10 protein-coding genes are annotated in these 13,172 nt (G+C 65.6%); 5 read left to right on the top strand and 5 right to left on the bottom strand.

The window, feature by feature from the left end:
* Positions 1–18 precede the first annotated feature (18 nt).
* The 5 genes from ASC89_RS06015 to ASC89_RS05995 form a co-directional block, all read right to left on the bottom strand.
* On the bottom strand, positions 19–2,049 hold the full coding sequence (locus ASC89_RS06015; RefSeq protein ID WP_055995804.1) for a GMC family oxidoreductase: 2,031 nt from the start codon (positions 2,047–2,049) through the stop codon (positions 19–21).
* Between the two features lie 32 nt (positions 2,050–2,081).
* A complete protein-coding gene (hpt, locus tag ASC89_RS06010; protein WP_055878403.1) occupies positions 2,082–2,621 on the bottom strand; it encodes a hypoxanthine phosphoribosyltransferase in 540 nt (179 codons plus the stop codon).
* Between the two features lie 2 nt (positions 2,622–2,623).
* Entirely contained in the window at positions 2,624–3,499 is an 876-nt protein-coding gene (locus ASC89_RS06005) for a carbohydrate ABC transporter permease (protein WP_055995801.1), read from the bottom strand.
* Positions 3,496–4,458 carry an acetylxylan esterase gene (locus ASC89_RS06000; RefSeq protein ID WP_055995798.1) on the bottom strand — a complete coding sequence of 321 codons (963 nt, stop codon included), beginning with the start codon at positions 4,456–4,458 and terminating at the stop codon, positions 3,496–3,498. The genes ASC89_RS06005 and ASC89_RS06000 overlap by 4 nt, the downstream gene beginning before the upstream one ends.
* Before the next feature lie 61 nt (positions 4,459–4,519).
* A complete protein-coding gene (locus ASC89_RS05995; protein ID WP_244488407.1) occupies positions 4,520–5,521 on the bottom strand; it encodes a LacI family DNA-binding transcriptional regulator in 1,002 nt (333 codons plus the stop codon).
* 366 nt (positions 5,522–5,887) lie between these two features.
* On the opposite strand from ASC89_RS05995, the gene ASC89_RS05990 reads away from it, so the two are divergent.
* From ASC89_RS05990 to ASC89_RS05970, 5 genes are all read left to right on the top strand, one after another.
* A complete protein-coding gene (locus ASC89_RS05990; protein ID WP_055996697.1) occupies positions 5,888–8,230 on the top strand; it encodes an alpha-L-rhamnosidase in 2,343 nt (780 codons plus the stop codon).
* A gap of 86 nt (positions 8,231–8,316) precedes the next feature.
* Positions 8,317–9,603 (top strand): ABC transporter substrate-binding protein, encoded by a 1,287-nt coding sequence (locus ASC89_RS05985; RefSeq protein ID WP_055879818.1) that lies wholly within the window; start codon positions 8,317–8,319, stop codon positions 9,601–9,603.
* A 112-nt stretch (positions 9,604–9,715) separates the two neighbouring features.
* On the top strand, positions 9,716–10,597 hold the full coding sequence (locus tag ASC89_RS05980) for a carbohydrate ABC transporter permease (protein ID WP_197421198.1): 882 nt from the start codon (positions 9,716–9,718) through the stop codon (positions 10,595–10,597).
* A complete protein-coding gene (locus ASC89_RS05975; RefSeq protein WP_055995790.1) occupies positions 10,594–11,421 on the top strand; it encodes a carbohydrate ABC transporter permease in 828 nt (275 codons plus the stop codon). The genes ASC89_RS05980 and ASC89_RS05975 overlap by 4 nt, the downstream gene beginning before the upstream one ends.
* Before the next feature lie 266 nt (positions 11,422–11,687).
* Entirely contained in the window at positions 11,688–13,103 is a 1,416-nt protein-coding gene (locus tag ASC89_RS05970; protein WP_055878414.1) for an MFS transporter, read from the top strand.
* Positions 13,104–13,172: the final 69 nt, after the last annotated feature.

The following is a 13,172-nucleotide window of genomic DNA, read 5'->3' as shown; positions in this document are numbered from 1 at the left end:
CGGAGCGATCCGGGCCGGCTACATTGAACTGGCCAGATGCTCGGCATTGCGGAAGGCCAGCGCCATGATGGTCAGCACTGGGTTGAAGCCGCCATTGGTCGGGTGCAGGCCGCCGTCCGAGACGAACAGATTGTTGTGTCCCCAGACACGACCAAAGGGATCGGTTACCGAGTTGGATGGATCTGTGCCCATACGGCAAGTGCCGGCCTGATGCTGGCCACCCGATAGTCCGGGATTGGGTGCGAAGCCGCAGGTAGCAAGCGCCCCGGAAGCGTGAAGCCAGCCGAGCGCCTTGCCGTGCATGTAATGGGCCGTCCGGATGGTTTCGGCGTGCACCGCGCCTGACAGCATCGCCACCGGCAGCCCCCATTTGTCCCGTACCCCGGGAGCAACCCGCACCCGTGCCTCGGCATTGGGGATCTCGTGCACCGGCCCCGCGACGCGCAACACGCGGTGAAACTGGTCGCGCATGAAATCCTTGGCGCCCTGCCCCCAGCGCCGCTGCCCTGGCGGCAACACGTTCTTCCAGAAGATGATCGGCGGCTGGACGAAATCGTCGGCCAGCATGCCGCCACCAACGATGCCGGGGTTGCCGTGATTGTAGGCGGTGGTGGCGATGCTCACGCCCGGCCCACGCGAGGCATGCACCGTCTCGTCGAACTGACCGTAGGCGACGGCATAGACGTGCCCCTGCAGGTTCCGGCCGACGAGGTCGTGATTATTGCCCAGACCATCCGGTTCGCGCGCCGAGGGCGAGTTGAGCAGCAGGCGCGCCGTCTCTATCGCGCCGCCGGCCAGCACTACTGCCTTGCCTCGCACGGAATGCTCCGCGCCGGTACTGTCGGCGAAGCGAACACCGGTGACGACCCCGGCGCTGTCGGTGTCCACGCGCAGGACCATGGCGCCGCTGACCAGATGGCAGCGGCCAGTGGCGAGCGCTCTCCTGATCATGGTGTTCTGCGTCCCGTTCTTGGCGTCGCTCGGACACGGGAAGCCGACGCAGCTGCCGCAGCCCATGCAGCCGTCGCGGCCGTGGCGCGGCTGGCTGTTGATGGCAAGCGGCGGGCGGGTCGTGGTGATGCCGAGGGCGGCGGCGCCGCGCCTCAGCACCGAGCGGGCCGGACTGTCCGGTAGCGGCGGCATCGGATAGTCGCGAGTGCGCAGACCTTCGTGACTATGGGCGGCGCCCTCGCCGGAGACGCCGATCTCCCACTCGGCGCGTTCGTACCAGGGCGCGAGATCATCGTAACCGATCGGCCAATCGATGAGTGATGAGCCCTCCGGAACCCCGTAGAGGCTCGCCATGCGGAAGTCGGCCCGATGGAAGCGCCAGGCCTGGGCGCCATAGACCAGCGTGCCGCTGCCCACGGCGGCGGCAAGGTTCTGATAGCCGTTCTCGTGCGGGCGGAGCACCCGCTCGACACCGTCCGGCCCCGCCAGCACCCGCGGGTTGCCGTCGAGGTCCGGACCGGTGTTGTGGCCGTAGAGCGCCAGACGGTGATTGCGCAGATGGTCACGGTGGCCGCTGTCGGAATAATCGCGCACGAGCCCACGCTCGAGCAGCAGCACGTGCTTGCCGGCCTCGGCCAGCACACCGGCGGCCACACCACCACCGGCGCCAGCTCCCACGATGATCACATCATAGTCGAGCGTGCCGGAGAACGGCTGCGGCGCCTGCCCGTCGCGTCTGGCGGGACCGGTCGGTCCCTCCGGCAGCCCGTGCTCGTATCCAACCATCCGCCACGATACGGCGTCCGGGTTGCCGCCGTTGCCCGGATCCGCATAGACGCCCTCGGCTACCAGTTCGCAGAGTTCGCGGAACCAGCCGGCATCATCGAGGCCGGCGAGCGTCACATCCCGCTCGGCCTCGGGGAGAGCGGCGAAATCGGCAGGCAGCCGCGCGAGCCCGGCGGCGATGGCGGCGCCCAGTTTCGGCTGGGCGGGAAGGATGCCATCGAGGTAATCGAGCGCGCCGAAGGCAAGGGCCCCGCCATCCCGGTCGGCCGGCATGATGCGGTCGACCACCGCCGCGAGCAGCGTGCGATCCATGTCCCCTCCTCCGCCGGTCCCCTCGGCCTTAGCTAGTCGGTGAACCGCACCGCACCGATGTGATCGAGGTTGCGGTTGCGCTGCGCGTAATCGATCCCGTAACCGACGACGAACTTGTCGGGGATCTCGAAGCCGATCCAGCGCGCCTTGACGCTGGTCTCGCGCCGCGACGGCTTGTCGAGCAGCGCGCAGACTTCGATGCGCTTGGGGTGGCGGGTCGCGAGGATTTCCAGCACGTGCTTGAGCGTGTAGCCGGTGTCGACGATATCCTCGACCACCAGCACGTCACGGCCTTCGATCTCGCCGCGCAGATCCTTGAGAATGCGCACCTCGCGGCTCGACTCGGTGGAGTTGCCGTAGCTCGAGACCTCGAGAAAATCCACTTCCACCGGCAGGTCGAGTTCACGCACCAGGTCGGCGATGAAGATGAACGAGCCGCGCAGCAGCCCCACCACCACCAGCTTGTCGGTGCCGGCATAGTGGTTCGAGATTTCCTTGGCGAGCGCCTCCACCCGGGCCGCGATCGCCTTGGCCGAGATCATCTCGTCGATCACGTAGTTCCTGGTCGTCATGCCTACTTCAGTGCCCCTTGGGTGAGTCCGCGCACAAAATACTTGCCGCCGATCAGATACACCAGCAGCGGCGGCACGATCGCCATCATCACCGTGGCCGCCGAGCCGCCGGCGCGCACCCCCATGATCGCCACGGTGATCGGCTGCTGCGCGCCGGAAGTGAACACCATGCCGTAGAGGTACTCGTTCCAGATCTGGGTGAACTGCCAGATCACCGTCACCGCAGCGATCGGCCCCGAGAGCGGCAGCATGACGCGCACGAAGATGCGCCAGAACCCGGCGCCATCGACCTGCGCTGCCTTGACGATCTCGTTGGGAATGCTGGCGTAGAAGTTGCGGAAGAACAGGGTGGCGAACGAGATGCCCATCACCGTGTGGATGAGCAGCAGGCCCAGCACATTGTTCTGCAGGCCGAGCTGCCCGATGATCCAGGCCCAGGGCAAAAGCGCGATCTGGCTGGGCAGGAAGATGCCGAGAAAGATCATCACGAAGATGAACTCCGAGCCGGGGAACTTCCACTTGCTCAGCACATAGCCGTTGAGCGCCCCGATAATGGCGGTGGCGATGGTCGCCGGCACGGTGATGATCAGCGAGTTGAGGAAGTTCGGCCCGAGCCCCCGGCACATGCCGCTGACGCAGGCATCGTTCCAGGCGCGCAGGTAGTTGTCGAATGAGAAGCTCTCCGGGATGGCGATGATGCCGTTGCGGAACACCTCCTCGCCGTCGCGGAACGAGTTGGAGAGGACCAGCAGCGCCGGCAGCGCATAGATCAGCCCGAACAGCGCCAGCACTGCGTAGATCAGGATGCGCGACAGCGCCCACCGGCGACGGGCGATGGCTCCGTCCCGGTCGGCGTAGTCGAGCGTCAGGGCGGTCACGGCAGGGTCTCGTCGAGCCAGGCGACCTGCCGCCGCTCCTGCCAGGTGCCGCCACCTTCATGGTTGTTGAAGGTGTAGCTTTCGATGGTCTTGGGGCCGGCCCAGGCGTTGTAGGCGCCATAGACGGTCGAGGGCGGACAGACGTCGTCCATCAACGCCACCGAGAACAGCGCCGCCGCCCTGGAGCGCGCCGAGAAGTGCACGCCATCGAAATAGTTGATGGTGCTGTAGGCGGCCGCCGCCTTCTCGCGATGCGTGGCGAGAAAGCGGACGATTTCGCCGTACGGGTCTCGCGTGGTGAGGCCGACGGCGCGCGGGAAATCGCAGAGGAACGGCACGTCCGGCATCGCGGCCTTCACCCGCGGCTCGAGCCCGGCAACGGCGATCGAGATGCCGCCGCCCTGGCTGCCGCCGACCACCGCGAGCTTTGCCGGATCGGTTTCGGCGCGGCCGAGCGCTGCCTCAACGGCGCGCACGCCGTCGGTGTAGACGCGGCGATAGTAGTAATCCCGCGGGTCGTTGATGCCGCGGGTCATGAAACCGGGGTGCGCCGGGAACGACCCGGCCGGGTCGGGCGTATCGCCGCGCGACCAGGAACTGCCCTGCCCGCGCGTATCCATCACCAGCACGGCGCGACCGGTGGCCGGCCACAGCAAATGCTCCTGCGGCAGGCCGCGACCGCCGCCATAGCCGATGAACTTCACCACGGTGCCGCGCGGCGCGACGCCGGCCGGCTTGATGTACCAGCCGCGCACCTTGTCGCCGCCGAAGCCGGAAAAAGTGACGTCGGACACGTCAAACAGTTTCAGCCCGGTATCGACCGGCTCGAATACAGCCTCCAGCGGTTTGGCGCGCGAGTGGTCGAGGGTCTCCGCCCAGAAGCTGTCGAAATCGGCGGGAGCGACGGCGCTCGAACGGTAGCTGTCGAGCTGGGACTGGGGCAGGTCGAAAAAGGGCATGATCTCTATCTGGTCCGGTTGGCGCGCAATGTTTGACTGGAATGGTAGGCGGTGGAAAGCTCTACGAAGGGCGAGGACGCGAACTGCCGCGTACCACCAGCCGCGGCGAGACGACGAAATGATCGCCCTGCTGCCTTCCGTCGATCCGCTCGATCAACAGGCGCGCCGCCTGTAGCCCGAGCACCTGGCCGGACTGGTCGACGCTGGTGAGGCTGTTCTGCGCCAGATCGCAATAGATGGTGTTGTCGTAGCCGACGATGGCGAGGTTGCCGGGTACCGAGAGGCCCAGGTCCTTGGCGACGCTCAGCGCATGCAGCGCTACCATGTCGGTCCAGCAGAACAATGCCTCTGGCCGATGCCGGGATTCGAGCAGGTGCCGCACAACCGTCTGCACCTCGCGCGCCGTCTGGTCGGCCGGCACGATGTTGATGTGCTGGGCCAGCCCACGTTCCTTCATCGCCTCGCGATAGCCGCGCTCACGCTGCACCGTGACCACGACATTCTTGGTGGGGACGGCCAGCGTCACCATGGTGATGCGGCGATAGCCGTTGGCCGCGAGGTGGCGCACCACCTGAGCGGCGCCGGCAACGTCGTCGTTGTTGGCCGTGTCGAGCGTCGCCAGTTGCGGCACGTGATAGCCGACCACCGCCGTCGGGATGCGGCTCGACACCGCCTCCGCTGTTTCCGGCGGCATGCGAGGCCCGATCATGATCAGCCCATCCATCTGCCGATCGATCATCGAGTCGATCAGCGACATCTCGATGGTCTCGGCGGAGCGGCTGACGCCGATCATGGTCTGATACTGGGTGCGGTCGAGCGCCTCGTTCACCCCGGCAAGGATATCGGCGAAGAAGGGGTTGCGCATATCGGGCAAGAGGATGCCCAGCGTGTAGGTGCGCCCGCGCATGGCGCGCGCGCCGGCATGCGGCCGGTAGTTCAGCTTCTCCATCGAAGCCTGCACCCGGGCACGCAGCGCATCGCTCACGCCATAGGCGTCGCGCAGCACCTTCGACACAGCCGCCACCGACACGCCGGCGTCGGCCGCAACCGTCTTGATCGTCACGCGGCTGGTTTTGCTTGCTGGCGCCACAGTTCCCCCCGAACCGGCCCCTCTTCTAGGACATTTCACCGTTTCATTGAAACGGCGAAATCCCCAAGTCCTCGATTAACCGCGCCATCGAACCGGAAAAATCTGCAACTTTTCCTGAAGGCGCTCTGCAACCCGCTTTCCACAACACAACGTGAGCGATTTTGGCGGTTCTTGAGGGCATTTGGCGGCTACTGCGTCGATTTGGCGGTTCTTGCGCGAATCCTGCTTGAACTGATCGTGTAGAACGGTATACGTAGAACGTCACACGTTGATCGGCAGCCAGCGGCGCCGGATGGACCGCAACAGGTCCCTTGGGAGGATGCAAAATTGAACGAGACGATGCTCATCCGGGCAGGTGAAGCCGTATCCAGCCAAGGCGCCTGGGTCGCCGAAATGATCCACCCCAGCGTCGATCAGGGCGTCGGCACGCAGTCGTCGTTCCTGCGCAAGACTTTCAACCTCTCCTCCCGCGGCGGGGCCGGGACGCTGAGGATCAGCGCTCTCGGCCTCTACCGGGCGTTCATCAACGGCAAGCGCGTCGGCGACGACCTGCTGACGCCGGGCTGGACCAGCTACTGGGACCGCCTCAGCTTCCAGACTTACGATGTCAGCGCCCTGCTCAAGGACGGCGACAACACCATCGACATCTGGCTGGGCGACGGCTGGTACCGCTCGCAGATGATGTGGCCGCGCAACCAGCTGTTCAACACCTGGGGCGACAAGATCGGCGCCATTGCCGAGCTGCGCGGCGCCAATGGCGAGCTCATCATCGGTACCGACGGTACCTGGCAGAGCGGCCTCGCGCCGGTGATGAAATCCGGCATCTACTATGGCGAAAACTACGACGCCCGCGCCGAGAATGCGCCGGTAAGTGGTGGCGCCAGCGTGCTCGGCGGGTTCGACAAGTCGACGCTGCTGCCGGCCGAGACGGCTGGCGTGCACGAACTGCCGGCCCTGCCGGTGGTCAAATCCTTCGCCGACGCTCAGGGGCGCACGGTTTACGATTTCGGCCAGAACGCCGGCGGCTACGTCGCCTTCACCGTCGAGGGCGAGGCCGGGGCCAAAATCACCATCGAGCATGCGGAACTCACCAACCATCTCGGCGAGTTCGACCGCGAAAGCATGCGCTCGGCCGAAGCCCGCGTCGAGTACGTGCTGAAAGGCGGCGCGCCGGAGAGCTATCGCCCGACCTTCAGCTTCTTCGGCTTCCGCTTCGCCCGCGTCGCCATCGAGGGCAAGGCGACGATCACCGACATCAAGATGGTCCCGATCAGCTCGGCGGTCACCCGCACGGCGAACTTCAGCTCGGCCAACCCGCTGGTCAACCGGCTGGTCGAGAACACCGTCTGGTCGCAGCGCTCGAACTTCATCGAGGTGCCGACCGACTGCCCGCAGCGCGACGAGCGGCTGGGCTGGACCGGCGATGCGCAGGTGTTCGCGCCAACCGCCTGCTACCTGCACGAGAGCCACGGCATGCTGGTGAAGTATGTCCGCGATCTGATCGCCGACCAGCGGCCGGATGGCGCCATCCCGCATGTGGTGCCGGATCCGACGCGCAACCATGAGGACGTGGTGCCGGGCTTTTACGGCTCGACCGGCTGGGGCGACGCGATCGCCGTCATCCCGTGGACGCTCTACAACCACTATGGCGACCGCGCGATCCTCGAGGAAGCGCTGCCGGCGATGGTCAAGTGGAACGATTTCGTCTGGTCGATCAGCGATGGCCCGATCGTTCGCCCGCCGGCCGGCTGGGGCGGGCGCGGCTTCACCTTCGGTGACTGGCTGCAGCCGCAGGGGGATTTCGCCAAGCCCTACCCGACTATCGGCGACGACGCCGCGGCGACGATCTACCTCTACATCTCCTCGCACCTCGCTGCCAAAACCGCCGAAGTGGTTGGCGACCAGGCGCAGGCCAAGCGCCTCAACGACCGCGCTGCCGAAGTGAAGAAGGCTTTCCAGCGGGAGTTCATGACCGCTGCCGGCCGTATCGGCTACAACGACCAGACCTCCTATGCGCTAGGGTTTTTGTGGGACCTGATCCCGCCCGAGCACTACGAAGCGGCCAAGGGCTACTTCAAGGAGACGGTGGCGCGCGCCCATGGTCGCATCGGCACCGGCTTCATCGGCACCCCGGCGCTGCTGCCGGCGCTGGTCAAGATCGGCGAGGCCGAGCTCGCCGGCTCGGTGTTCCTCCAGGAAGGCCTGCCCGGCTGGCTGTTCCAGGTGAAGATGGGCGCCACGACGATCTGGGAGCGCTGGAACGCGCTCAACGAGGACGGCGTGGCGTTCGATCCGCAGATGAACAGCTACAACCACTATGCCTATGGCGCAGTGTGCCAGTGGCTGCTCGAAGGCGTCGCGGGTTTCCGCCCCGATCCGGCCCTGCCGGCGTTCAAGCACATCTTCTTCGAGCCGACGATCATCCCGGCGCTGTCGCCGGTCGCCGCCAACCATGACTCGGCCGCCGGCCGGATCGAGGCCGGCTGGAAGGTCGATGGCGGCAAGGTGACCTACAATCTCACGGTGCCCGAGGGAGCGAGCGGCACGCTCGTCCTCGCCGCCGACTACACCGACGCCAGTGTCGACGGCATCGCCGTCAGCGAGCGCGGCACGGACGGAAAAGCGCGCAGCCTGCTGGCGCCCGGAAAGCACAAGGTGACGTTCCGGATCAGCAAGCCCTGACGGCAGAGGAGCCGAAAGGACTGGAAGAACTGCAACCGGCCGCCGGAGGACCCATGGCGGCCACAAGGGAGGAACTATCAATGCTGATGCGCAATCTGACGCGTGCGGCGCTGGCAACCACCGGCATCGTCGTGATCATGGCGGGCGCCGCAAGCGCGCAGGACAAGGTCAAAGTGACCTTCCTGTTCGACAACGCGCCGTCGACGGTCGCCATGGCCGAGGCCCTGGCCGCCGCCTTCGAGGCCAAGAACCCCAATATCGACATCGAGACTGAAAGCCGCCCGGGCGGCGCCGATGGCGACAACCTGATCAAGACCCGCCTCGCCACCGGCGAGATGAGCGACGTGTTTCTCTACAATGCCGGCTCGCTGTTCCAGGCGATCAACCCGGTGCAGAACCTCGTCGATGTCACCGATGAGCCGTTCCAGGCCAATGTCATCGACAGCTTCAAGGCCACCGTCACCGGCACCGATGGCCGCGTCTATGGCGCGCCGATCGGCACCGCGATGGGCGGCGGCATGCTCTACAACATCCCGATCTACAAGGAGCTGGGCCTGAGCGTACCGAAGTCATGGGCGGAGTTCATGGCCAATAACGAGAAGATCAAGGCGGCCGGCAAGACCGCGGTGATCCAGACGTTCGGCGAGACCTGGACGTCGCAGCTGTTCGTCCTCGGCGACTTCTACAACGTGCAGGCAGCGGTTCCGACTTTCGCCGCCGACTATACCGCCGGCAAGGCCAAGTACGCCACGACGCCCGCCGCCATGAAGGGTTTTGAGCGCCAGGAAGAGGTGTTCAAGGCCGGCTACCTCAACGAGGACTTCGCCGCCGCCACCTTCCCTGACGGCGTCACCAAGATCGCCACCGGCGAAGGCGCGCATTACCCGATGCTGTCGTTCGCCGTCTCCAACATCAAGGAACTGGCGCCCGAGCACATCAACGATGTCGGCTTCTTCGCCATTCCCGGCGATGACGCGGCGAGCAATGGCCTCACCACCTGGATGCCGGCCGGTCTCTATATCCCCAAGACCTCGAAGCACCCGGACGAGGCCAAGGCGTTCGTCGCCTTCGTCGCCTCGATCGAGGGCTGCGATGTCCAGACCCAGTCCGCCGGCGCGACCGGTCCCTACCTGGTGAAGGACTGCACCCTGCCGGCCGACGTGCCGCCGGTGGTCTCCGACCTGCTGCCCTACTTCCAGGAAGGCGGCCACAGCGCCCCTGCCCTCGAGTACCTGTCGCCGATCAAGGGCCCGGCGCTCGAGCAGATCACCGTGGAAGTCGGTTCGGGCATCCGTTCGGCCGCTGACGGCGCCGCGCTCTACGACGAAGACGTCAAGAAGCAGGCCCAGCAGCTCGGCCTGCCCGGCTGGTAATCGCGCCATCTGCGTGTGAAACTTGGCGTCCGGCCTCACCGGTCGGACGCCAACACCTTGGACTTGGAGGAGGACAGGTATGGCAGTTGCGGTCGCTGAGGGCTCGGTGCCCATTGCAAACCCGCGCCGCAAGTCGCGCACGGCGGGCCTCTATCCGAGCTGGTTCTACCTTCCAGCGGCCATCATCTTTGCCGTACTGTTCATGCTGCCCACCTTCGCGTCGCTGTTCTTCAGCCTGACCCGGTGGACGCTGCAGAAGGCCGACTTTATCGGGCTCGAAAATTTCGCCCAGTTCTTCCGCGAGCCCTTCCTGTTCCAGGGCCTCGTCAACACGCTGATCTATGGCGTCGTCACCTCGGGGCTCAAGGTGGTGCTCGGCATGCTGCTGGCGCTGCTGCTCACCTCCGACATTTTCGGCCGCGGGTACCTCCGCGCCGTGGTGTTCTTCCCGGTGCTGGTCTCGACCGTCGGCGTCGGCATCACCTTCACCGCCATGATGCACCCGACCCAGGGGCTGATCAACGAGACGCTGGCTTCGATCGGCATCAAGGGGCCGGGCTGGCTCACCGATCCGCGCTTTGCACTCTACTCGGTCGCACTGGTCGATGTGTGGAAGGGCGTCGGGCTCGCCACGGTGATCTACATCGCCGGCATCGTCTCGATCCCGCTCGAATATTATGAAGCCGCCAAGATCGACGGCGCCACGCCGTGGCAGCGGTTCTGGACTGTGACCCTGCCGCTGGTGCATCCGGCCACTGCGACAGTGATCATCCTCAGCTTCATCGGGGGCCTGCGCTCCTTCGACATGATCTGGGCGATGACCAAGGGCGGTCCCGGCTTCACCTCCGACGTTATCGCGTCGGTGATCTATAAGCAGTACCAGGCCGGCTTCTATGGCCTCTCCACCGCCGGCAATGTCGTGCTGTTCATCATGGTCGCACTGATCATCGTGCCGCTCTCCATGCTGCTCAATCGCCAGGAGACCGACCGGTGAGACACGCCCAGCGCTACATTCTCGGCGGCATCGCGATCGCTGCGTCGATCGTGGTTTTCCTCGTGCCGTTCGCCTTCATCATCCTGACCGCGGTCAAGGACCGGCGGCAGGCGGCGACGCGCTCGTTCGACTGGCCGACCAGCTGGCACTTCTGGGATAACCTGGTGGAGGTGCTCAGGACGCAGGACTACATGCTGGTCACGGCGTTCATCAACTCGATCATCCTCACCGTGGTGAGCGTCACGCTGCTGGTGGTGTTCGGCGCCATGGTCGGCTTCGTGCTGCAACGGCGGCCGTCGCGCTGGACGCCGATCGTCAATTTCCTGGTGCTGGCCGGGCTGATCATCCCGCCGGCGGTGGTGCCGACGATCTGGGTGCTGCAGTCGGTCGGCATGTTCAAGACCATGCACGGCATGATCCTGATCGAAGTCGCCTATGGGTTGAGCTTTACGATCCTGCTCTTCCGCGCCTTCGTTGCGACAATCCCGCGCGAGCTCGACGAGGCGGCGATCATCGACGGCGCCGGACCGCTGCGGCTGTTCTTCCAGGTCGTGCTGCCGCTGCTCAAACCGGTGGTGGTGACGGTGATCGTGGTGCAGTCGGTCGCCATCTTCAACGATTTCACCAACCCGCTCTACTACCTGCCGGGCAAGCAGAACGTCACGGTGCAGCTGACGCTGTTCAACTTCCAGGGGCAGTTCAACACCTCGCTGCACCTGCTCTTCATGAACATCCTGCTGATCACCATCCCGCCGCTGATCGTCTACCTGTTCTTCAACCGCCAGATCGTGGCGGGGATGACGGCGGGTGCGGTGAAGGGGTAGTGCGTCACTGAGAGGGACGGCCCCCTCCCATCCTCCCCCACAAGGGGGGAGGTGCCCCGCCGGTGTATTGGCACGATCGGAGACAGAGCCTCGACCCTTCACCTCCCCCTTCATGGGGGAGGATGGGAGGGGGCCGTCTCTGTCAGTCGGGCTGATGTGTGCACCCGCGACACGTCGCCCGAAAATCCTCCGCCTCATCCTATTCGCCGATAGGCGTGGCCGGTGAATGATGTATTGGTACCATACTAGTCATTTGCATCCTCGCCATGTCCACACCGCTCAGCCCACACGCCCGCAACGTCGCCCTCGTGGTCGCCGCCACGCTGTTCATGCAGTTCCTGGACGGGGTGATCATCGTCACTGCCCTGCCCCGCATGGCGCAGGATTTCAACGTCGGAACGCTCGAGATGAGCCTCGGCGTCACCATTTACATGCTGGCGGTGGCGGTCTGTATTCCCGCTGCAGCCTGGCTCTCCGACCGGTTCGGAGCACGGCGCGTCTTCGTTGTGGCGATTGCGCTGTTCACGCTGACCTCGATCGCCTGCGGCATGGCAGAGGATCTCGGCCAGTTCGCCATCGCCCGGGCGCTGCAGGGCGCCAGCAGCTCGGTGCTGTTCCCGGTGGGACGCATCATCGTGCTGAGGACCGCGCAGAAATCCGAGATCGTCTCGGCCATCGGGCTCACCATCTGGCCGGCGCTGTTTGCCCCGGTGCTCGGCCCGGCGCTCGGCGGGTTCATCACCGAGTACATTTCCTGGCACTGGAATTTCTGGATCAACATCCCGCTCGGCATCATCGGCATAGCGCTGGTGCTGGCGATCGTGCCGAAAGACACCGAGTTCGCAGAGCGGCCGTTCGACGGTATCGGCTTCGTCCTGACCGGTATTACGCTGGGCTGCCTGCTCTACGGCTTTGACGCGCTGGTGCAGGGCGGGCTGCCGGTGTGGCTGTCGGCACTGCTGATCGCCATTGGCCTGGCCGTCGGCACGGGCGCGGTGTTCTGGCTGCTGCGCGCCGACCATCCGCTGATCGATTTGCGGACGCTCGGCATCCGCACCTTCGCCGCTACCGACGCCAAGGCCGGCGCGATCTTGAGGACCGCGATCAACGCCACGCCGTTCCTGCTGCCACTGATGTTCCAGGTCGCCTATGGCATGGATGCCCTGAGCGCCGGCGGGCTGGTGGTGATCTACTTCTTCGGCAATCTCGCCATCAAGGCGGTGACCACCCCGACGCTGCGCCGCTTCGGCTTCCGCAGCATCCTGACGGTCAATGGCGTACTGGCCGGCGTCTCGGTCGCGGCCTGTGGCCTGCTCGGGCCACAGACGCCGTATCTGCTGACGGCTGCCGTGCTGTTCATCGCCGGCGCCACCCGCTCGATGCAGTTCACGGCGCTGGCGACGCTGGCCTTCGCCGACGTGGATGCCAAACAGCGCAGCTCCGCCACCACCATCTCGAGTATGTCGCAACAGCTCTCGATGGTGTTCGGCGTCGCCGTCGCCGCCGGCTGCCTCAACCTCAGCCAGATGTGGCGCGGCGCGCCGACGCTCGGGGTGATCGACTTCCAGATTGCCTATCTGGTGATGGGCCTCGTCATCATCGTCTGTGCGCTGCAGCTGCTGACGCTCGAGCGAAACGCCGGCGCCGAAGTATCGGGCCACCAGCGGCCGCAGGCAGCCTGAGCTTTCCCTCCCCCTGCCCGCAGGCCGCAAGCAGACCGATTGACTGCCCTCGTTGCTCTGCTAGCAATT

The sequence above is a fragment of the Devosia sp. Root413D1 genome (assembly GCF_001425235.1).
Lineage (GTDB): Bacteria > Pseudomonadota > Alphaproteobacteria > Rhizobiales > Devosiaceae > Devosia_A.
This window is presented reverse-complemented; position numbering and strand designations above follow the sequence as displayed.

Bases quoted from the DNA above. Each gene is read 5' to 3' on its own strand.
- ASC89_RS06015 (WP_055995804.1), bottom strand. From the start codon at position 2,049: ATGGATCGCACGCTGCTCGCGGCGGTGGTCGACCGCATCATGCCGGCC.
- ASC89_RS05985 (WP_055879818.1), top strand. From the start codon at position 8,317: ATGCGCAATCTGACGCGTGCGGCGCTGGCAACCACCGGCATCGTCGTG.
- ASC89_RS06000 (WP_055995798.1), bottom strand. From the start codon at position 4,458: ATGCCCTTTTTCGACCTGCCCCAGTCCCAGCTCGACAGCTACCGTTCG.
- ASC89_RS05970 (WP_055878414.1), top strand. From the start codon at position 11,688: ATGTCCACACCGCTCAGCCCACACGCCCGCAACGTCGCCCTCGTGGTC.
- ASC89_RS05990 (WP_055996697.1), top strand. From the start codon at position 5,888: ATGCTCATCCGGGCAGGTGAAGCCGTATCCAGCCAAGGCGCCTGGGTC.
- hpt (WP_055878403.1), bottom strand. From the start codon at position 2,621: ATGACGACCAGGAACTACGTGATCGACGAGATGATCTCGGCCAAGGCG.